General features: G+C 64.8%; 20 protein-coding genes. 11 read left to right on the top strand and 9 right to left on the bottom strand.

Annotated features, from left to right (window positions below; translation table 11 throughout):
• Position 1 precedes the first annotated feature (1 nt).
• Positions 2–1,384 (top strand): MATE family efflux transporter, encoded by a 1,383-nt coding sequence (locus AC0L20_RS30345; protein ID WP_473294269.1) that lies wholly within the window; start codon positions 2–4, stop codon positions 1,382–1,384.
• A 91-nt stretch (positions 1,385–1,475) separates the two neighbouring features.
• On the opposite strand, the gene AC0L20_RS30340 is transcribed toward AC0L20_RS30345, so the two are convergent.
• Positions 1,476–2,573, bottom strand: coding sequence for a quinone-dependent dihydroorotate dehydrogenase (locus AC0L20_RS30340; protein ID WP_473294268.1), 1,098 nt, complete (start codon positions 2,571–2,573; stop codon positions 1,476–1,478).
• The gene (locus tag AC0L20_RS30335; RefSeq protein ID WP_456766500.1) at positions 2,570–2,914 is read right to left on the bottom strand and encodes a DUF952 domain-containing protein; all 345 of its coding nucleotides are present in this window, start codon (positions 2,912–2,914) and stop codon (positions 2,570–2,572) included. Before AC0L20_RS30335 ends, AC0L20_RS30340 begins: the two co-directional genes overlap by 4 nt.
• A gap of 204 nt (positions 2,915–3,118) precedes the next feature.
• Between AC0L20_RS30335 and AC0L20_RS30330 the strand changes: the two genes are divergently transcribed.
• Positions 3,119–3,772, top strand: a complete 654-nt coding sequence (locus AC0L20_RS30330; RefSeq protein WP_473294267.1) for a S24 family peptidase — start codon at positions 3,119–3,121, stop codon at positions 3,770–3,772.
• Positions 3,773–3,912: 140 nt separating this feature from the next.
• The gene (locus AC0L20_RS30325) at positions 3,913–4,659 is read left to right on the top strand and encodes a carbonic anhydrase (RefSeq protein ID WP_473294266.1); all 747 of its coding nucleotides are present in this window, start codon (positions 3,913–3,915) and stop codon (positions 4,657–4,659) included.
• Positions 4,660–4,791: 132 nt separating this feature from the next.
• On the opposite strand, the gene AC0L20_RS30320 is transcribed toward AC0L20_RS30325, so the two are convergent.
• The 5 genes from AC0L20_RS30320 to AC0L20_RS30300 all read right to left on the bottom strand — a co-directional run bounded on the left by AC0L20_RS30320 (position 4,792) and on the right by AC0L20_RS30300 (position 9,238).
• Entirely contained in the window at positions 4,792–6,435 is a 1,644-nt protein-coding gene (locus tag AC0L20_RS30320) for a lysine--tRNA ligase (protein ID WP_473294265.1), read from the bottom strand.
• Positions 6,436–6,662: 227 nt separating this feature from the next.
• Entirely contained in the window at positions 6,663–7,598 is a 936-nt protein-coding gene (locus AC0L20_RS30315) for a transporter substrate-binding domain-containing protein (protein ID WP_473294264.1), read from the bottom strand.
• A 92-nt stretch (positions 7,599–7,690) separates the two neighbouring features.
• Positions 7,691–8,281, bottom strand: a complete 591-nt coding sequence (locus tag AC0L20_RS30310; protein WP_473294263.1) for an SCO family protein — start codon at positions 8,279–8,281, stop codon at positions 7,691–7,693.
• A gap of 24 nt (positions 8,282–8,305) precedes the next feature.
• The gene (locus AC0L20_RS30305) at positions 8,306–8,500 is read right to left on the bottom strand and encodes a hypothetical protein (protein ID WP_027570000.1); all 195 of its coding nucleotides are present in this window, start codon (positions 8,498–8,500) and stop codon (positions 8,306–8,308) included.
• A gap of 267 nt (positions 8,501–8,767) precedes the next feature.
• Positions 8,768–9,238, bottom strand: a complete 471-nt coding sequence (locus AC0L20_RS30300) for a Clp protease/crotonase-like domain-containing protein (RefSeq protein ID WP_027569999.1) — start codon at positions 9,236–9,238, stop codon at positions 8,768–8,770.
• 291 nt (positions 9,239–9,529) lie between these two features.
• Here AC0L20_RS30300 and AC0L20_RS30295 point away from each other — a divergent pair, with 291 nt between their 5' ends.
• The 4 genes from AC0L20_RS30295 (at position 9,530) to AC0L20_RS30280 (ending at position 13,086) form a co-directional block, all read left to right on the top strand.
• Positions 9,530–11,188 carry an FAD-binding dehydrogenase gene (locus tag AC0L20_RS30295; RefSeq protein ID WP_473294281.1) on the top strand — a complete coding sequence of 553 codons (1,659 nt, stop codon included), beginning with the start codon at positions 9,530–9,532 and terminating at the stop codon, positions 11,186–11,188.
• Positions 11,189–11,191: 3 nt separating this feature from the next.
• Positions 11,192–12,109: an extracellular catalytic domain type 1 short-chain-length polyhydroxyalkanoate depolymerase gene (locus AC0L20_RS30290; RefSeq protein WP_473294262.1), complete on the top strand. Its 918-nt coding sequence runs from the start codon at positions 11,192–11,194 to the stop codon at positions 12,107–12,109.
• A 151-nt stretch (positions 12,110–12,260) separates the two neighbouring features.
• Positions 12,261–12,611 carry a RidA family protein gene (locus AC0L20_RS30285; protein ID WP_007599359.1) on the top strand — a complete coding sequence of 117 codons (351 nt, stop codon included), beginning with the start codon at positions 12,261–12,263 and terminating at the stop codon, positions 12,609–12,611.
• A gap of 109 nt (positions 12,612–12,720) precedes the next feature.
• Positions 12,721–13,086 (top strand): nuclear transport factor 2 family protein, encoded by a 366-nt coding sequence (locus tag AC0L20_RS30280; RefSeq protein WP_063994233.1) that lies wholly within the window; start codon positions 12,721–12,723, stop codon positions 13,084–13,086.
• A gap of 304 nt (positions 13,087–13,390) precedes the next feature.
• Here the strand turns inward: AC0L20_RS30280 and AC0L20_RS30275 are convergent, their stop codons facing one another.
• Positions 13,391–14,311, bottom strand: coding sequence for an amino acid ABC transporter substrate-binding protein (locus AC0L20_RS30275; protein WP_027569995.1), 921 nt, complete (start codon positions 14,309–14,311; stop codon positions 13,391–13,393).
• Between the two features lie 12 nt (positions 14,312–14,323).
• Positions 14,324–15,619 carry a dicarboxylate/amino acid:cation symporter gene (locus AC0L20_RS30270; protein WP_473294261.1) on the bottom strand — a complete coding sequence of 432 codons (1,296 nt, stop codon included), beginning with the start codon at positions 15,617–15,619 and terminating at the stop codon, positions 14,324–14,326.
• A 208-nt stretch (positions 15,620–15,827) separates the two neighbouring features.
• Here AC0L20_RS30270 and AC0L20_RS30265 point away from each other — a divergent pair, with 208 nt between their 5' ends.
• The 4 genes from AC0L20_RS30265 (at position 15,828) to AC0L20_RS30250 (ending at position 20,809) form a co-directional block, all read left to right on the top strand.
• Positions 15,828–16,829, top strand: a complete 1,002-nt coding sequence (locus AC0L20_RS30265) for an NADP-dependent oxidoreductase (protein ID WP_247405921.1) — start codon at positions 15,828–15,830, stop codon at positions 16,827–16,829.
• 152 nt (positions 16,830–16,981) lie between these two features.
• Entirely contained in the window at positions 16,982–17,791 is an 810-nt protein-coding gene (locus AC0L20_RS30260; RefSeq protein ID WP_473294259.1) for a cysteine rich repeat-containing protein, read from the top strand.
• Between the two features lie 268 nt (positions 17,792–18,059).
• Positions 18,060–19,199, top strand: coding sequence for an FAD-dependent monooxygenase (locus tag AC0L20_RS30255; protein WP_473294258.1), 1,140 nt, complete (start codon positions 18,060–18,062; stop codon positions 19,197–19,199).
• Complete coding sequence (locus AC0L20_RS30250) at positions 19,196–20,809, top strand: benzoate-CoA ligase family protein (RefSeq protein ID WP_473294257.1); 1,614 nt, start codon at positions 19,196–19,198, stop codon at positions 20,807–20,809. Before AC0L20_RS30255 ends, AC0L20_RS30250 begins: the two co-directional genes overlap by 4 nt.
• The last annotated feature ends 116 nt before the right edge of the window (positions 20,810–20,925 follow it).

The following is a 20,925-nucleotide window of genomic DNA, read 5'->3' as shown; positions in this document are numbered from 1 at the left end:
CATGCACGCACCCGTTCACTTGAAGATCGGCTCCCGCCAGGTGTTCGCCATCGCAGGCCCCGCGATGGTCGCGAACCTCACCACGCCGCTGATCGGCGTGGTCTCGACCACCGCGATCGGACGGCTGGACGATGCCGCGCTGCTCGGCGGCGTCGCCATCGCGTCCGTCATCTTCGATTGCCTGTTCTGGCTATTCGGCTTCCTACGCATGAGCACGCTCGCCTTCACGGCGCAGGCACTCGGCGCCGGCGAGACGCGCGAGCTGACCGCGATCCTGGTGCGCGGCTTCATCGTCGCGGGCCTGATCGGCGTAGCCCTGATCGTGCTGCAACTGCCGCTCGCCGCAATGCTGTTCGACCTGATGGGCGGCAGCGAAGGCGTCACGCGCGCGGCGAAAACCTACTTCGTGATCCGGATCTGGTCGGCGCCGCTCGCGCTCGCCAATTACGTCATCCTCGGCTGGCTGGTCGGCCAGGCCCGCGCCAATCCGGCGCTCGCGCTCCAGGTTATCATCAATCTCGTCAACGCGGCGGCGACGATCCTGCTGGTGTTGGTCTACGACACCGGCATCGCGGGTGCTGCGATCGCCGCGCTGCTGTCTGAAGCGGCCGGATTCGGGCTCGGCATGATGGTCTGCCGCCGCTATGCGGATGGCGGGTTCGCGGTGCCATACGCAGAGCTGTTCGACCGGGCCAAGCTGATGCGGCTGCTGGCGGTGAACTCCGACATCCTGATCCGCACCGCGGCGCTGATCGCGGTGTTTCTATTTTTCACCGCCAAGGGCGCGCGGGCCGGCGACGTCACGCTGGCCGCCAATTCCGTGCTCAACAATTTTCTGCTGGTCAGCGCCTTCTTCCTCGATGGTCTTGCGAACGCAGCCCAGCAGCTTTGCGGCCGAACGCTCGGCGCACGCGACGCCAGGGGATTTGCGGATTCGACCCGGCTGGTGCTGCTATGGGGGCTCGGCTTCGCGCTGGTCGTGTCCGCGCTGTTTGCGCTGTTCGGACCGAACTTGATCGATGTCATGACGACGAGCGAAGCCGTTCGTCGCGGCGCGCGGGAATTCCTGCCGTTCGTCGTGCTTGCGCCCATTCCCGGCGTGTTCGCCTTCGGCTTCGACGGCATCTATATCGGCGCGACCTGGGCGCGCGAGATGCGCAATCTGATGCTGGCCTCGCTCGCGATCTTTCTCGCCACATGGTGGGCGCTGCAATCGTTCGGCAATGCCGGGCTGTGGAGCGCGCTGATCGCCTCCTACGTCTCGCGCGGCGGCTTGCAGGCCGCGCGCTATCCGGCGCTGTACAGGAAGACGTTTCTTTCTTCTCCTTCTCCCCGCTTGCGGGGAGAAGGTCGGGATGAGGGGGAGTCTCGGCAGGAACGGTGAGAGTGGGACTCGCGGAGAGTCCCCCTCACCCGGATTGCATCTTCGATGCAATCCGACCTCTCCCCGCAAGCGGGGCGAGGTGAAGAAAACCCTACATCCCCGGCCAGGCTTCCGCCGTCAACGTGGCGGCGTCGGAGCCGACGATCTCGGAGAGAGAATCCCGCCCGGTGCGCAATAGGGTCGAGGTGAGGTCGCGCTTAATCTCGTCGACGAGTCCTAGGCCCTTGTAGACCAGCGACGAATAGAGCTGGATCAGGCTCGCGCCGGCGCGGATCTTCGTCAGCGCGGCGCCGCCCGAATCAACGCCGCCGACGCCGATCAGGGGGAATGCGCCCTCGACGCGCACATAGGTCTCGGCGACCATCCGCGTCGACAGCCGGAACAGCGGCCGGCCGGACAGGCCGCCCTGTTCCCTGGCGCGCATCTCCTCGCGCAGCGTGCTCGGCCGCGCGATCGTGGTGTTCGACACGATCATGCCGTCGACCCGGCGCGAGCGCGCGACCTGCACGACGTCGTCGAGCTGGGCGAGGCTCAAGTCGGGCGCGATCTTGAGCAGCACCGGCGTGTCGCCGGCGCTCTCGCGCACCCGCTGGCGCGCGTCGATCACCCTGGCGAGCAGATCGTCGAGCAGCGCGCCTTCCTGCAGATTGCGCAGGCCCGGCGTGTTCGGCGAGGAGACGTTGACGGTGAAATAGCTCGCGACCGGCGCAAAGGTCTCGATCAGCCTGACGTAATCATTGACCCGATCGGGCGAATCCTTGTTGGCGCCGACATTGACGCCGACGATGCCGCCGTGCTGCGCGCGCGCCGCGAGCCGGCGCAGGGCTGTCTCCGCGCCGTCATTGTTGAAACCCATGCGGTTGATCACGGCCTCGTCGCGCTCCAGACGAAACAGCCGCGGCCGCGGATTGCCGCTTTGCGGCTTCGGCGTCACCGAGCCGATCTCGACGAAGCCGAAGCCGAGCCGCAACAGCGCATCCGGCACTTCGGCACTCTTGTCGAAACCCGCTGCCATGCCGATCGGATTCGGGAAGTTGAGCCCGAAGGCACGTACCGCAAGCTTGGGATCGTCAGCGTGCGGCTTGCCCGGCGGCAGGAAGCGCAGGCCCTGGATCGCGAGGCGATGCGCATCCTCCGGATCGAGCCAACGCAACACCGGCAGCGAGAGAGCGTCGAAAGCGCGGATCACGGGGCAAGCTCCGGAACGTCGTGGCCGCCGTCGGAGCGCGTGTTGAGGTTGATCACGGCAATCACCGCGCCGAGATCGAGCTCGCCATAGAGATGCGGAAACAGCTCCTCATTGCGCGAACGCTCCCAGCGCAATGCGCTGCCGAGCGCATCGCCGTCGACCTCGACTAGGAACAGCGCGCGCTGCCCGACATAATGCTTCTGCAGGGTCTCGGGAACCTGGGATGCGGTCGAGAAATGGATGAATCCGTCGCGCGAATCGTCCGCGCTGCCGCGGTAGACGCCCTGCCGTTCCGCCTCGCGCCAGGCCGAGGCCGGACAGATTTTGTAGATCTTGACCACCGCTTGCGCAGCCCTGTTTGCCCGTGGAGACAGCTCTTTGAGTCTCCTGGGGATTTTCGTCTCTCGTGGGTCGTTAAATCCCGGGCGGGACCGTAAAGGCCACCCCTGCCGAACTCAAGACTTAGACGCCGCCTCTTGCACCGAAAACGGAAAACCGGTTGATTTGAGGATAGTTTTCCTGAGTTGCGACGGGCTGGACCTTCCATGGTCAAGCAGGCCAAAGCGCAGAGGATGCTCACCCACGACCAGATCTGGGGCGCGCTGGATCGGCTGGCGGCGCATGCCGGCCTGTCGCCGTCCGGCCTCGCCAAGCGCGCCGGGCTCGATCCCACCACCTTCAACAAGTCCAAGCGCGTCACCTCCGACGGCCGCGAGCGCTGGCCCTCGACCGAATCGATCGCGAAAGCGCTGGCGGCGGCAGATTCGTCGATCGACACCTTTGCAAGGCTGGTCGCCGACGAGGCAGGCGGCGGCCGCTCGGTGCCGCTGCTCGGCTTCGCGCTGGCCGGCGCGAGCAGCGCCTTCGACGAGTCCGGCTTTCCCACCGGCAAGGGCTGGACCGAGTTTGCCCTTCCCGACGTCGAGGGCAACCACAGCTTCGCGCTGCAGATTTCCGGCGAAGCGCTTGCGCCCGCCTATCGCGACGGCGACATCATCCTGGTCGCCCCCGGCGCGCCGATCCGCAAAGGGGATCGCGTGGTGGTGAAGACCAAGGCGGGCGAGGTGGCGGTGGCGACGCTGAAGCGCCGCACGGCAAAGGGCCTGGAGTTGCAGCCGCTCGATACCTCTCAGGCCGAACGCAGGATGACGGCGAGCGAGGTCGGCTGGATGGCGCGGATCGTGTGGGCGAGCCAGTGATCGGGTCTCGCTTGGGCGTCGTGACCGGGCGATGGCGTCAGCCGCGCCGCATTCGCCGCGGGCAGCCTTGCGACTCATCATCTCTCTCGCATAGGTTGCCGCCACTCATTGCCGAGCAAATTCATGTTAGGGGGAATATGATGAACCGCCGTCACGCATTGAAGGCCCTCGCGGGCCTTGCGCTTTGTCCGCTCTGCAAGCCGGCCTTCGCCGCCGAAGGTGCGCATTGGAGCTACGAAGGCGCCGGCGCCAAATGGGGCGATCTCGACGCGGCCAACAAAGCCTGCGCGGTCGGCCTGCAACAATCGCCGATCGACATCGAGGCGACGGTCAAATCGCAACTACCAGCGCTGAAGCTGAACTGGGGCAAGAGCGCCGACACCATCATCAACAACGGGCACACGATCCAGCTCAACTTCGCCGAGGGCAGCACGCTCACGCTCGGCGACGTCAAATACAAGCTGCTCCAGGTGCATTTCCACCGGCCGAGCGAGCACATGATCGGCGGCAAGAATTTTCCGATGGAGGCGCATTTCGTCCATCGCAACGAGGCCGGCGGGCTCGCCGTGGTCGGCGTGCTGATCGCCGAGGGCAGGCCGAACCTGGCCTTCGCCAAGATCGTCAAGACCATGCCGGCCGCCGAGGGCCCCGCCGTGAAGGCGGATACGACCATCGATCCCCACGCCATGCTGCCCACGAAGCTCAGCTACTTCCGCTATCCCGGCTCGCTGACGACGCCACCCTGTTCGGAGGTCGTCGAATGGCTGCTGCTGACCAACCCGATCCAGGTGTCGGCCACCGATGTCGCCGCGTTCGCAAAGCTCTATCCGATGAACGCGCGCCCGGTGCAGAAGGACAACCGGCGCTACGTGCTGCGGTCGATCTGAGCTGCGGGCGAAGGTCCGTAGCCCGGATGAGCGAAGCGACATCCGGGGTTTTTGCTAGCTAGCCGCACCAGCGGTCCCGGATGTCGCTACGCTCATCCGGGCTACGAGGTCGCTAGAACGGAAGCTGTCGCGTCACGCACTCCGCGCCAGCGCGCCGTCGATCATGTTCACCGCGTTCTGCACGCCATACACCGCGACAAAGGAGCCGAAGCGCGGGCCCTTTTCCTGGCCGAGCAGCACCTGGTAGAGCATGTTGAACCAGTCGAGTGTCACGCCGGGACGGCCGTCCTTGCCCTTCTTGACCTGGTCGAGGAACGGCTCGCGCCGGCCGATCTCGTAGACGACGTTCTGGATGTCCTCGGCCGAGGCGTCCTGCGGCAGCTGCGATAATGCATCCCGCAAATCCTGCAGCGCCGCGCGCTCGGTCTCGGTCGGTTCGCGGAACGTCTTCGTCGGCGCGACGAAGTCGCGATAATAATTGATGGCATAGCCGACCATCGCATCGAGCTTGGGATGCGTCTGCGGGCTCACGCCGGGCCGATAGCGGCCAATGAAACCCCACAGCGTCTCGGCATTCTCCGCATTCGACGACGACACCAGCGTCAGCAGGAGCTGGAACGTGACGGGCATATCGAACTTCGGCGGATGGCCGCTGTGGACATGCCAGACCGGATTGCCGAGCTGCTGCTTGGCGTCCTGCTTGGCATAGCCGTCGATGAACTGCTGGTAGTCGTCGACGTTGCGCGGGATGACGTCGAAATACAGCCGCTTGGCCGCCTTCGGCTCGCGATACATGAACAGCGACAGCGATTCCGGCGAGGCGTAGCGCAGCCATTCGTCGATGGTCAGCCCGTTGCCCTTCGACTTCGAGATCTTCTGGCCCTTGTCGTCGAGGAAGAGCTCGTAGTTGAAGCCTTCCGGCGGCGTGGCGCCGAGCGCCCTCGCGATCGCACCGGAGAGTTTGACCGAGTCGATCAAATCCTTGCCGGCCATCTCGTAATCGACGCCGAGCGCGACCCAGCGCATCGCCCAATCGGCCTTCCACTGGCACTTGACGTTGCCGCCGGTGACCGGGGTCTCGACTTCCTGGTTGGTATCGGGATCGAGATAGGTCACGGTGCCGGCCGCAACGTCGCGGCGGATCATCGGCACCTGCAGCACCACACCCGTGGTCTTGCTGATGGGGAGGAACGGCGAATAGGTCGCGCGGCGGTCGGGTCCGAGCGTCGGCAGAATGATTGCCATCACCTTGTCGTAGGCCGCTAACATCTTGAGCAGCGTCGCGTCGAAACGGCCGGACGTGTAATAGTCGGTCGAGCTCGCGAACTCGTAGTCGAAGCCGAAATGATCGAGGAAGGCGCGCAGCCGCGCATTGTTGTGGTGCCCGAACGACGGATACTCGTTTGAGAACGGATCCGGCACGCGTGTCAGCGGCTTGCCGAGATGCGCGGCCAGCATCTCCTTATTGGGGACGTTGTCGGGCACTTTCCGAAACCCGTCCATGTCGTCGGAGAACGCGAGCAGGCGCGTCTTGATCTTGTTCTCGGTCAGCACATGAAAGGCGTGCCGCACCATCGAGGTGCGCGCGACCTCGCCGAAGGTGCCGATATGCGGCAGGCCTGATGGCCCGTAGCCGGTCTCGAACAGCACCTCGTCCTTCGGGCTTTTCTTCAGCCGCGCGACAATGGCCTTCGCCTGCTCGAACGGCCAGGCGTTGGATTGTTCGGCGAGCGCACGCAGATCGCTCGGGTTCGCGGCAAGATCGACAACGGACATCTAAGGGGCCTCCGGGGCGCGGAAAATAGCGATTTCCGGGCAGAATGCAAAAGGTGGTGCGGCCTTCGCCGCGCTTACTCCCTCGCCCCGTTCTTACGGGGAGAGGGTTGGGGTGAGGGGCTGCTTCCGCAATCACGGTGAGAGACGGACTCGCGGAGACTCCCCCTCACCCGGAATTTGCTCTCGCAAATTCCGGCCTCTCCCCGCAGGCGGGGAGAGGCGAAGAGCTAAAACGGGCTCACCGAGAAATACCGCAGCCACAGATCGGTGTAGCGGCCCTTCTCCCAGACGCGGAACATCGCCCAGTTCAGGGCTTGGCGCAGCACATCGTTGCCCTTGCGCACGGCGATGCCGATGCCTTCGCCGAAGAAGCGGCTTTCGAGGAAGGGACCGCCGGAGAAGGCGCAGCAATCGCCGGAATCGGTGCCGTTGATCCAGAACGCCAGCGCGATGGCGTCGCCGAAGATGAAATCGACCTCGCCCTTGCGCAAGGCGCCGCGCATGGCGTCGTCGTTGGGATAGGGGTGCAGCTCGGCGTCGGTGAACATCGCCTTGAGATAGGCTTCATGCGCGGAGCCGGCGATGACGCCGACTTTCTTGCCTTCGAGATATTCGGGCCGGATCTCCGGCATCACCGCGTCCTTGCGCGAAGCGAAGCGCGCCGGCACGCGGTAATAGGGGTCGGTGAAGTCGACCCGGGCGCGCAGCTGCGGGCTCACCGCCATCGAGGCGATGATGGCGTCGCCCCGGTTGGAGGCGAGCGCGTCAACCAGCGTCTCGAAGCGGCGCATCTGCACCGTGCAGGTGACCTTGATCTCCTCACACAGCGCGCGGGCAAAGTCGACGTTGAAGCCGGCCGGATTGCCGTCGGCGCCGGTATAGTTGAACGGCGGATAATCGGTCTCGGTCAGGAAACGGATCACGGTCAGGCGCGACAAATCCGGCCGCTCCGGCCGCCGCCGCGGGTCCCAGAAGCCCGGTACGGCCTGCGGGGCGGCTTGCGGCGCGACCGGGGGTGAGGCTTGCGGCGCCGTTGGGGGCTGCTTGGCCGGGGCCTGCGCCTGCGCGCACGGCGCAGCAGCGAGCAGGCAGACGCCGGCGACCAGCCCGGTCAGCAAGCCACGGGCGGATTTGGACGATTTCGCCTGTTGCGATGGAGCCATCGGCTGAAAATGAACGAATTTCGTTGGGATCGGAGGGCCTTATAGCCCATCCGGCCGGGAACGCGAGCGCGGATTGCGGCCAATAGGGAAGCCTATAGATACCGCTTCAAGTCCACCGCGGCCTCTTCAGGCGTGCGCTTCAGGTTGAACGGCGAGACGAAGCGGCCGTCGCGGTCCATCAGGTAGATCAACGCGGTGTGGTCCATGGTGTAGTCACCGTCCTTGGTCGGGACCTTCTTGGCGTAGACCCGGTAGGAGGTGATCACCTTGGCGGTCTCGGCAGGATCGCCGCTGAGGCCCTCGAGGTGCGGGTCGAAGCTCGACAGATATTCCTTCATCGCCGCCGGCGTATCGCGCTCGGGATCGACCGAGATGAAGACGGCATTGACCTTGTCGGCGTCCTTACCCATCGCGCGCAGCACTTCCGAGATCTCGAACAGCGAGGTCGGGCAGACGTCGGGGCAATGGGTGTAGCCGAAGAAGATCAGGGTCGGCTTGCCCTTGAGGTTCTTGTCGGTGATGGCCTTGCCGTTCTGGTCGGTGAGCTGGAACGGGCCGCCGATCGCGGCCGGCTGCGCCACCTTGCTGACCCCGCCCATGGCCCAGAATACGATCAGCAGCCCGAGGATGAGGCTTGCGGCGAAGGCGGTCGCGATCACCAGCGGACGGGCGGCGGAGCTCATGGGCGGAAAACTTCCTGTCGCGGGTCAGAAGCAGGCGGCGAAACCGGTCCTGATCATTTCGAAGAACACCTGGCTGCCGTAGTGGAACCAGAGCGCGAGCACGCCGAGCACGACCAGGCCGCCGACGCCAGCACCCGCCAACAGCAGCACGAACGGCATCCGGCCGGCAGTGGGCGAATTGTCCGATACAGGATGGGCGGGGTGCAGTGGTTGAGCCATGACAACGATCGGGGTGAAGGGTTCCCTGGCTCTCAAATAGGCGCTGGGGCGGGGCCGGGCAAGCACGGTGGGCGGGCCAGAGATCAATTGGTGCGGAGGATCTCCGTCATGCCCGGGCTTGTCCCGCCTGCGCGGCCGAAGCGGCTTCGGCGAGGCGAAGGCCCGGGCATCCACGTAATTCTCGCCCGGGCCAAGAACGTGGATGGCCGGGACAAGCCCGGCCATGACGAAGGATAGAGATCAGCGCTGAAAACGACCGACTGCGGCCTACCGCGGCGACGGCTTGTTGGCCGAGGCCTGCGCGTCGAGGTAGCAGGGCTTGTACATGGCCTGGAGCTGCCTGCCCTTCAGGAACAGCATATGCGGGGTGAGGCCGCCGCGCTGATTGATCCAGCGTTTCACCTGCGAGGGATACATCGCATAGAGCATCTGGGTCGCTTCGGTATTGGTGACGGCGCGGCCGTTGCTGCCGAAATCCCAGGCCGCGTGGAAGCCAAGTGTCGCGTGCGACGTCACGCAGATGCGGTCGGGCGGGATGGCGCCGAGGACGATGGTGCAGGCAGAGGCGCAGAGACCGTCGATGATGACGGTGTCGCCCGACTGCCGCAGGTCCTGGTATTTGTCGACGTAGGTTCCGATCCGGCCACCGCGGTCATCCGCGATCCGAACCACCGCGTGAGAAGCGCCCATGCTCGCGATCAGGAGAACCGCCGCAAGCAACCCCGTCAGAAACTTCATTGGCCCCCGCCCCAGTCGAATTCGAATCTGTGTGTCAGGTGGTGATGCCCTGCTAGGGTCCGTCGTAACCGCGGTTTTGTCTAGGCATGCCGGCTCGCTCAAAACAAATTCAAATCCAGTGTTGCGCCGGCGCTGCACTCAGCCGGTCTTTTTCCCGAAGTGGAACAAGTTAACGATGTCTTGCGCGCCGTCCTCTTGATCTCAGTTGCAACCGCCGGCTTCAATCCGGGCAACTACAGGGGGGAACCTGGAGGGGGAAACACATGAAGGGGGAAACATATGGCCGAACAGATGACTGAAGAGACTGACGTCATCGTTGTCGGCGCAGGACTGTCGGGCCTCGTGGCCGCAACCGAGATCGCGGACGCCGGCAAGCGCGTGATCGTGGTCGACCAGGAGGGCGAGCAGTCGCTCGGCGGCCAGGCATTCTGGTCGTTCGGCGGATTGTTCCTGGTCGATTCGCCGGAGCAGCGCCGGCTCGGCATCAAGGACTCCTTCGATCTCGCGATGCAGGACTGGCTCGGCACCGCCGGGTTCGACCGTGACGAGGATTTCTGGCCGCGGCAATGGGCCGAGGCCTATGTGGCGTTCGCGGCCGGCGAGAAGCGCGCTTGGCTGCGCGCGATGGGCCATCGCATCTTCCCCGTGGTCGGATGGGCCGAGCGCGGCGGCTATGACGCGATGGGCCACGGCAATTCGGTGCCGCGCTTTCATGTCACCTGGGGCACCGGGCCCGGCATCGTCGAGCCGTTCGAGCGCCGCGCGCGCGAGGCGGTCAGAAGCGGCCGGCTGAGCTTTCGGTTCCGCCATCGCGTCGATGCGCTCTCGATCACCAACGGCACGGTGGATGGCGTCGGCGGCGCCATTCTCGCCCCGGATAATGTCGAGCGCGGCAAGAGCTCGTCGCGCAAAATCGTCGGCGAGTTTGCGTTGAAGGCGCAAGCCGTGATCGTGGCGTCCGGCGGCATCGGCGGCAATCACGATCTGGTGCGGCAGAACTGGCCGAAGCGGCTCGGCGCGCCGCCGAAATTCATGATCTCCGGCGTGCCCGAGCATGTCGACGGCCGCATGATCGGCATCACCGAGAAATCGGGCGCGCGGCTGATCAACCGCGACCGCATGTGGCATTATGTCGAAGGCATCCAGAACTGGTCACCGATCTGGCCGCGTCACGGCATCCGCATCCTGCCCGGCCCCTCCTCGATGTGGTTCGACGCCACCGGCACGCGCTTGCCGGCGCCGTTGTTTCCCGGCTCCGACACGCTCGGCCAGCTCCAATACATCATGTCCACCGGGTACGATTATTCCTGGTTCATCCTGACCCAGAGCATCATCAAGAAGGAGTTCGCCCTGTCGGGCTCCGAGCAGAACCCCGACCTCACCGGCAAGAGCTGGCGCATGACCATCAAGCGCGCCACCAACAAGGGCGCGCCGGCGCCGGTGGAAGCGTTCAAAAGCCATGGTGTCGACTTCATCGTGCGCGACAAGATCGAGGACCTCGTTGCGGCCATGAACAAGCTGGCCGGCAGCCACCTCCTCAAGCTCGAGCACATCAGGATGCAGATCGAGGCGCGCGACCGTGAGATCGCCAATCCTTACGTCAAGGATGCGCAGGTGATGAACATCCACAATGCGCGGCGCTATATCGGCGACAGGCTGATCCGCACCGCCTCCCCGCACCGCATCCTAGATCCCGCGCAAGGGCCGCTGATCGCGGTCAAGCTCAACATCCTCACGCGCAAGACGCTGGGCGGTTTCGAGACCGACCTCTCTTCGCGCGTGTTCGGCGAAGAGGGCAGCGTCATCCCCGGTCTCTATGCAGTGGGCGAAGCCGCCGGCTTTGGCGGCGGCGGCGTGCACGGCTATCGTTCGCTGGAAGGCACATTCCTCGGCGGCTGCCTGTTCTCGGGCCGCAATGCGGGCCGGGCCGCGGCGAAGGCCGTGGGCTAGATCATGCGGTGGCGGCTGCGCATCGCGGCGTTTGTTGCGGCATTGGCCGCCGCCTCGGCTGCGTCCGCCGATACGATCGACGTCGACGGCGTGAAGCGGTCCTACACTGTGCAATTGCCGGCGAAGCGGCTCGTGCCGCTCGTCGTCGTGCTGCATGGCAAGACCCAGCGCGGCGCCGACATGATGACGCGGACGGCGTGGCCGCAGGTCGCAAAGCGCGAAGGGTTTGCGGTGGTCTTTCCCGATGGCCTCAACCACGCCTGGGCCGATGCGAGGACCAAGGCGGGACCGGCGCTCCGTGGCCCGCCCGCAGGCACCGACGACGTCGCCTTCATCGCAAAGCTCGTCGAGAAGCTGGTGGCGAACGGCACCGCCGACCCTCGCCGCGTCTATGTCACCGGCATCTCCAATGGCGGCGCCATGGCCATGACGCTGGTCTGCGCCCGCGCCGATCTGTTTGCTGCCGGCGCGAGCGTGAGCATGAACCTCACCGATGAGGCCGCGGTCACGTGCCATCCGTCGCGGCCGCTTCCGATGCTGCTGATGAACGGCACGGCCGATCCGCTGGTCCCCTACGAGGGCGGCCGCGGATCGAGCTATTATGCTGCAGACGGATTCTGGTCCACCGACGAGACGCTTGCGTTCTGGCGCAAGCTCAACGGCTGCGAGACCGACAATTCCGACATGACCGATTTGCCCGACAGGGCGCCCGCAGACCAGTCCACGGTGACACGGATCTCCTCGCGCTGTCCTGGAGGGCACGACGTCGTGCTTTATCGCATCAATCAAGGCGGTCACCGCATGCCCGGATTTTCTCCGGATGCCCGCTTCCCGAAAGTCGCCGCCAGCTTGCTCGGATCGCAGAACGGCGACATCGACGCCGCCGAGACGATCTGGACGTTCTTCGGCCAGTTTCCTTGAAGCGCGACGCATGCATAGCCAGCGACGCATGCGTGCCCGGCAACGCATGCGTGCCCGGCAACGCATGCGTGCCCGGCAACGCATGCGTGCCTGGGGTGGCACAGGGCAGGCCGCTGCGCTAGACAGAGCCGCCATTCAAAGGAGACTCCCAATGAGCATTCAGCGTCTTGAAACCGGCCCGCGCATGAGCCAGGTCGTCGTGCACGGCAACACCGTCTATCTCGCCGGTGTCGTCGCCAACAACGCCGCCGGCGAAAGTGTGACGAAGCAGACCCAGGACATCCTGGCGACCATCGACAGCCATCTCGCCAAGGCCGGCACCGACAAGTCGAAGCTGCTCTCGGCCACGATCTACATCACCGACATGAAGACGTTTGGCGAGATGAACGCGGTGTGGGACGCCTGGGTCTCGCCCGGCAACACGCCGGCGCGCGCCACCGTCGAAGCCAAGCTCGCGGCAGCACAATACACCGTCGAGATCATGGTCACTGCGGCGAAGTAACCGCGGAAAATTTACGCGCGCTGATGACCTCAAAGGTAATCGATCAGCGCGCGTGAACCTTCGATAGTCAGGTCAGCCGAACGACACGGCGCCATCGAAGGAGACGACAATGACCGACCCCATCACCATCGCCCGCCGCTACATCGATCTCTGGAACGAACGTGCAGCCGGCCGCCGGCGCGAACTGCTGAGCCAGAACTGGACGGCGGATGCGAGCTATGTCGATCCCCTGATGAAGGGCGACGGCCATGACGGCGTCGATGCGCTGATCGCAGGCGTGCAGCAGCGCTTCCCCGATTTCAAGTTCAAGCTGATCGGCGAGCCCAACGGCTACGGCGACCATGTCCGCTTCAGTTGGGGCCTTGGTCCCGAGGGCATCGACAGCCCGATCAAGGGGACCGATTTCGCCGTGCTGAAGGACGGCCGCATCAGGAGCATCACGGGATTTCTGGACCAGGTACCCGCGGGCGCGTGAGCGCGCGCTGATCGTTGCTGCGCCCTCTCCCCTTGTATGGCAGGGCGATCGCATATGACGAAGCATATGGCTGCAAGCTCGACTGCGGCCATCCTTCGAGACGCCCGCCTGCGGCGGGCCCTCAGGATGAGGGATGCGTCTGCGGCAGCATTCAACGCAGATGGATGCAGCTGAGCCTCATCCTGAGGAGACCGCGAAGCGGTCGTCTCGAAGGACGAGGCGCTCGCTCAGAGGTCGCTGAGACGTCATATGCGATAGCCCTGCCTTTTAAAGCGAGGGCGCAGCGGCGCTCGTCGCACAGGCACTAGTTATTCGCGCTCGCAGAATCGTCCATCGCCTTGAAGGCTTCCTCCAGCTGCAGCGAGATCGGCACGTTCAGCCGTTCGCCGGTCGGAAGTCGTGCGGTGAACCATTTGTTGTAGAGCGGGACGAGGTCGTGGTTGGAGCCGAGCTTGCGGAAGGTGCGATCGACCACGGCCGTCAGTTGCGGCTCGCCCTTGCGAAACATGATGCCGTAGGGGTCATAGGACAGGTAATCGCCGGTGACGCGGAACTTGTCCTGTGCCTTGTGGCGCACGATCAGGCTGGACAGCAGGATGTCGTCGGTCGCAAACGCATCGGCTTTGCCGTCGACGAGCATCTGGTATGACTGTTCGTGATCAGCACCGACAACGATGGTCAGTCCCAACGAGGACTTCTTGTCGGCCGCCTGGATCGCCTGCTCGTTGGTGGTGCCCTTCGTCACCACGATGGTCTTGCCCTTCAGATCAGTCAGTGACTGGACGCTGGAGGCCTTCGGCACCATCAGTTTGGTGCCGGCGACGAACATCAGCGGCGAGAAGGCGACGCGCTTGCCGCGCTCGGCATTGGCCGTGGTCGAGCCGCATTCCAGGTCGATCTTGTTCTGGAGCACGGCGTCGATGCGGTCATCCGAGGTGACCTTGACGTAGGCGATCTTGAGATTGGGATCGTCGACCTCGACGCCGATCTCCTCGACGATGGCCTCGCAGAGCTCGAGGCTGTAGCCGATCGGCCGGTTGGCCTGGTCGAGGAAGGAGAACGGCGGCGAGCTCTCGCGATAGCCGAGCCGCACGGTGTGCGCGGTCTTGATCGCTGACAGCGTCGGGCTAAGCCCTTCGCTGCCACCGGTCTGGGCGGAGGCACCCGTGGCCAGCTGGCACGCTGCCAAAAACAAGCCGCCCGATATCGCCATTGAAAGGCGCATGATGCACTCCGATCAATGGCCGGCCATCGCAGGCACTTCGCCGGGGATCATGTCCCCCGGCACGGCATCGCCCGCTCCAAGCTCGTGCTCGGGCCCGAGCTCGCCTTCCCACTTGGCAACGACCGAGGTCGCGAGCGTGTTGCCGATCACGTTGGTGGCGCTGCGGCCCATGTCGAGGAAGGTGTCGATGCCCATGATCATCAACAGCCCGGCCTCGGGGATGCCGAACTGCGACAGCGTCGAGGCGATCACCACGAGGGAGGCGCGCGGCACGCCGGCGACGCCCTTCGAGGTGATCATCAGGGTCGCCAACATCGCGAGCTGAGTGCCTAGCGGCATGTCGATGTGGTAGCTCTGCGCGATGAAGACGCTCGCGAAGGTGCAGTACATCATCGTGCCGTCGAGATTGAAGGAATAGCCGAGCGGCAGCACGAAGCTCGATATCCGCGACGAGGCGCCGAACTTGTTCAGCCCCTCCAGGGTTTTCGGATAGGCCGCTTCGGAGCTCGCGGTGGAGAACGCGATCATCAGCGGCTCGCGGATCAGCTTCAGCAGATGGGCATAGCGCGGCCCGATCACGATGAAGCCCACGACCACCAGGATGCCCCACAGCAGCGCGAGCGAGAGATAGAAGCCACCCATGAAGACGATGAGCTTCCAGAGCACCAGCAGGCCGTTCTTGGCAACGGTCGCGGTGATGGCGGCCCAGACCGCGAACGGCGCGAACAGCATCACATAGCCCGTCACCTTGAGCATGATGTGGCCGATATCATCGATCAGCGCCAGGATCGGCTTGGAGCGCTCGGGCATCGAGCCCATCGCCACCGAGAAGAACACGGCAAAGATCACGATCTGCAGGATCTCGTTCTGCGCCATCGCATCCGCGATCGAGGTCGGGATCAGATGGGTCAGGAATTTTTCGATCGAGAAGGCGGAAACCGGCAGGCCGGTCGATTGCGCCTTGTCAGGCAACGTGCCGGGGAAGTTCGCGCCGGGCTGGAGCAGATTGACCATCACGAGGCCGAGCATCAGCGAGATGAAAGAGGCGCTGACGAACCAGCCCATGGTCTTGGCGAAGATGCGGCCAAGCTTGGAGCCCGAACCCATATGAGCAATGCCGCCGACCAGGGTCGCAAACACCAGCGGCGCGATGATCATCTTGATCAGGCGCAGGAAAATCACGGCGATCAGGTTGATGGACGAGGCCCAGTCGCCCCGCGTGTCGGGCAGGAAATTGTAGATCGCCGCGCCCATGATGATGCCGAGCACCATCGCCACCAGAATGAATTGCGTAAACCTGTTCGACATTGAACACCCCCGCTACACCGACCGCTTCATGATGTCGCAGATATGATGATGACGCAACACGCTTGGCGTGCGATCGCCGGGGCGGATGTTCCCGTTGCGCAACTGGCGCTCGCGATCTAGCCTTCATGCAGCGCACAACGAAAGCGGCTTGCACGTTTTTCTTGCGGCAGCTGCATCAATAATCGTCAAACGACCGAGGGGAAACATCATGAGCGGCAGCGTCAATCGTCAGATTCTTTTGGTGGAAAAGCCCAGCGGCAAGCTCGGCCCCGAGCACTTCAAGCTGGTCGAAGGTGCGGTGCCTGAGCCGAAGGACGGCGAGGCCTTGCTGCGCGTGCGATACATCTCGCTCGACGCCGCCAACCGCGCCTGGATGCACGGCGCGACCTATCGTTCAGCGGTCGAAGCCAACAGCGTGATGGCCGGCGGCGCCATCGCCGAGGTCGTCAGTTCAAAGGCGCCGGGGCTTGCGCCGGGCGACATCGTGTTCGGCGACACCGGCTGGCAGGAGTTGGCGGCAGTCCCTGCCAAGCATCTCACCAAGATGCCGAAGCTCGAGCCGATGACGCATCTGCTCAGCGTGTTCGGCATTGCCGGCCTCACCGCCTATTTCGGCCTGCTGGAGATCGGCAAACCGAAGGAAGGCGAGACGGTCGTGGTCTCCGCGGCCGCAGGCTCGGTCGGCTCGATCGTCGGGCAGATCGCGAAGATCAAGGGATGCCGCGTGGTCGGCATCGCCGGCGGCGCCGACAAGTGCAACTGGCTGACCTCCGAGCTCGGCTTCGATGCGGCCGTGGACTACAAGGACGGCGCGGTGTTCAAGGCGTTGCGCGCGGCGGCGCCGAAGGGCATCGACGTCTATTTCGACAATGTCGGCGGCGACATTCTCGAAGCCTGCCTGCCGCAGATGAACAATTACGGCCGCATCGCGTGCTGCGGCGCGATCTCGCAATATGACGGCGCGCCCTCGGCACACGGCCCGCGCGGCGTGCCCGGCCTGATCGTGGTGAAGCGGCTCGTCATGCAGGGCTTCATCGTGATGGACTACATGAAGGAAAGCCAGCGTGCGCTCGCCGACCTCCAGGCATGGGTCACATCCGGCAAGCTGAAGGTGCAGGAGGACATCATCGACGGCCTCGAGAACACGCCGAAGGCACTGATCGGATTGCTGGCGGGCGACAACCGCGGCAAGCGGATGGTCAAGCTCTGACGACGTAGTTAGGTCGCAATTGCAAAGCCAATATCTACTTGCGGTAGAGGTCGCGGCGGCCAATGATGCCGCGCGCGGCATCACCCGCGACCATTGTTTGCATCACATTTGAAAAATTGTCGGCGTTACCGACAGGGCGGGAATTCACTCAGATGTTCAACATGTTGAAACATGCGTCGGCACGCGGGACGTTGCTGGCGGCGGCTCTCTTCGCAACTGCAGCAGGCGCGTTCGCACAAGCACCGACCGAGGCGCAGAAGAGCGCGATCCGCTCCGCATGCCGTTCGGACTTCATGGCGCACTGTTCGAGCGTCACGCCCGGCGGCGTAGAAGCCTATCAATGCCTGCAGAAGAACATGTCCGGTCTGTCATCGGGATGCCAAACCGCGGTACGCGCCGTCGAGCCAGCTGCGGCGCCGAAGACCGAAGCTGCACCCAAGGAGGCTGCACCCAAGGCGGAGACCGCGCCTGCCGCGCCGAAGGCTGAAGCCGCTCCCGCCGCAAAGCCGGCGGCTGCGCCCAAACAGCCGAGCAGCGCGCAGGTCGCTGCCGTCAAGAGCGCGTGCCGCGCCGATTATCCCAAGGTGTGCGCCAGCGTGCCGCCGGGCGGCGCGCCCGCGCTCGAATGCCTGGAGAAGAACAAGGCAAAGGTTTCGCCGGCCTGCGAGAAGGCCGTGACCGCCGCGGCCGGGGGCGGGGGCACAGCAGCAACGGCGGCACCTGCGGGCGCGGCTCCTGCGGCGGCAGCAGCACCGGCGGCCGCGCCCGCCGTGATCGTGCTGCGCCCGCTGCGGCCACGCGAAGAGCTGTTCATCGTCCAGTCCGCATGTCGCGAGGATGTCCGCACGCTGTGCGGCAGCGTGGCGCCAGGTGGCGGTCGGATCATTCAATGCGTTGCCAGCAACGCCGCGTCGCTGTCGCCCGCCTGCAAGGACGTGCTGGCGCCGTTCGCTGCACGCTAGAGAAGCGTGAGATCCGGTGGTCCGCTGTACCAGGGTGCTGGTGGACGGGGTTTACGTGAAGCGCTGCGTCTGACGGTGCGGATGGCCAAGCCGGCGTGGTTTGGATATGCTTCGCGAGGTCACTGCTTCGGACACGCGCCAAACGCGTGTCCGGACATGAGCTTCGGCGTGCCGCGCGCTTCGCCGATAATTCCGCTGGCGCGGGAAGCCGGAGCACATTAGTCTACCCCTAGATAGTAAGTATACTGTCAATCAGGGAGGACAGACGTTGCGGATCGCCGTGATTGGCGGGGGGCCCGGTGGGCTCTATTTCGCCTATCTCTGGAAGAAGCGTCACCCCGAGGATCAGGTCGACCTGTTCGAACAGAACCCGGCCGACGCGACCTGGGGCTTTGGCGTCGTGTTCTCGGACCAGGCCCTGGAATTCCTGCGTGCCGACGACCCCGAGACGGTCGACGCGATCGCGCCGCACATGGAGAGCTGGGAGAACATCACGCTGAACCTGAGCGGCGACAGCGTCGCCATCGACGGTGTCGGCTTCTCCTCGATCGGCCGGCTCGAGCTCTTGCGATTCCTGCAGCAGCGCGCGCTCAATGCCGGCGTCACCCCGCGCTTCGACACGCCGATCCACTCCATCGACCAGCTCAACGGCCATGATCTGATCGTCGCCGCCGACGGGCTGAACTCGCTGGTACGCCGCGCCTTCGAGGGCGATTTCGGCACCTCGCTGTCCTACTCCTCCAACAAGTTCGTCTGGTACGGCACCTCCAAGCGCTTCGACACGCTCTCGCAGACCTTCGTCAAAACCGACCGCGGCGCCTTCAACGCCCATCACTACCGCTACTCGCCGACCATGAGCACGTTCCTGGTCGAATGCGATCACGCGACCTGGCAGGCCTACGGTTTCGCCTACAAGGACGTGGAGCAGTCCAAAGGTGTCTGCGAGGAGGTGTTCGCCGACACGCTCGGCGGCCGCTCGCTGGTCTCCAATAAATCGGTCTGGCGCAACTTCCCCTGGGTCTGGAACGAGCACTGGTCGTTCAAGAACATGGTGCTGCTCGGCGACGCGCTGCACTCGGCGCATTTCTCGATCGGCTCTGGCACGCGGCTCGCGATCGAGGACGCCATTGCGCTGGTCAAGGCGCTGGAATCGGACGCCCATCTCTCCACCGCCCTGCATCGCTACCAGGCCGCGCGAAAGCCGGTGGTGCAGAAGCTCGTCAACGCCGCGCGGACCAGCGCGTTCTGGTACGAGCACTTTGCTCAGCACATGCAGCAGGGCCTGATGGACTTTGCCTACAGCTACATCACCCGCTCAGGCCGCATCGACGACTCCCGCCTGCGCGCGATGTCGCCGGCTTTCATGGCGCGCTACGAAGCCGCCAAGAACGGTGGGGACGAGGCATGAGCGGGCAGATTAAAGACCAGGTGCCCGCGGACTGCGCGGGCGCGCGCGAGATCGGCTTTTCCGTTCCGCAGGTCTACAATGCCAGCCGCGTGCTGTTCGACAATGTCGGCAAAGGCCGCGGCGACAAGCTCGCACTCATTGGCCCCGCGGGGACGCGCACCTACGCGGAGCTCTGCGCGGAAGCCGGACGCTGGGGCAACGGCTTTGCCTCGCTTGGCCTCAAGCGCGGCGATCGCGTGCTGCTGTTCCTCGATGATACCCCGGCCTATCCGGCCGCGTTCTTCGGCGCGGTGCGCGCCGGCTTCGTGCCGCTGCTGATCAACACGCTGACGCCGCCGGATCTGCTGCAATTCTATCTCGCCGATTCCGGCGCTTCTGTCGCGGTGGCGGATGCCGAGTTCTGTGCACGGTTCAACGCCGAGGCTTGCAAGGACACGGCCCTGCATACCCTGGTGGTCGTCAATGGTGCGGTGGGCGATCACGCAGCACCAAACGCCGTTTCCGCCGCCGGCTGGCTCCCGCAATTTCCGACTGAGCTCGCGGAAGCCGACACGCATCGCAACGAGATGGCGTTCTGGATGTACTCGTCCGGATCGACTGGCCGGCCCAAAGGCATCGTGCATCTCCAGCACGACATGGCCTATAGCGAAGTCGCCTTTGCGCAGAACGTCTTGAAGCTGACGCCGGACGACATCTGCTTCTCGGTGCCAAAAATCTTCTTCGCCTATGGCTTTGGCAATGCGATCACCTTCCCGTTCTCGGCGGGCGCGACCACGCTGCTGTTGCCGGGCCAGCCGAAGCCCGCGGCGATCTTCAAGGCGATCGAGCAATACAAGCCGACGGTCTTCTTCGGCCTGCCGACGCTTTATACAGCGCTGACCAAGGCCGAGGGTGCCGACCAGACCGACTTCTCGTCGCTGCGCATGGCGCTCTCGGCCGCCGAGGTGCTCTCGGCCGACGTCTTCAATGGCTGGAAGACGCTCACCGGTCTCGAGATCGTGGAAGGCCTCGGCTCGACCGAGGTGCTGCACATCTATCTCTCCAACCGCCCCGAGCAGAAGAAGCTCGGCGCCGCCGGCCTGCGCGTGCCCGGCTACGAGGTCGCGCTGCGCGACAAGGACGGCCGCGATGTCGGCGACGACGAGGAAGGCATCTTGTGGGTGCGCGGCGATTCCAACACGCCGCTATACTGGAACCGGCCGGACAAATCCGCCGAGACCATCCGCGAAGGCGGCTGGATCTACACCGGCGACCGCTTCGTCCGCGATGCCGAGGGCTTTCACTTCTTCCGCGGCCGCGCCGACGATCTCATCAAGATCTCCGGCCAGTGGGTCTATCCGCTTGAGGTCGAGCTGTGCCTCGCCGACCACCCGGACATCCGCGAATGCGCGGTGTTCGCCGCCGAGCTGCCGGACCGGCGCATGACCCTGAAGGCCGTCGTGGTGATGAACAGCCGCGCAGCCGATCAAAGCGAAGCGACCCGGCGGCTGCAGGATTACGTCAAGGGCAAGCTGCTTCCCTACAAATATCCGCGCGAGGTGATCTTCATCGACGAGCTGCCGAAGACGGGCACGGGGAAGATCGACCGGCAGGCGCTGTTGAGGATGTGAGGGGCGGCGCGCGGCTTCATATTTGCTGTCGTCCCGGCGAAGGCCGGGACCCATACGCCGGGGCAGCAGTGTGGCGCTAGAAGGTCATTGCCTGTCTTCGCCAAACCAAACTCGGT

It is taken from the genome of Bradyrhizobium sp. Kon58 (assembly GCF_055807455.1).
The sequence above is the reverse complement of the archived record's forward strand: the minus strand, read 5'-3'. Positions and strand labels throughout refer to the sequence as shown.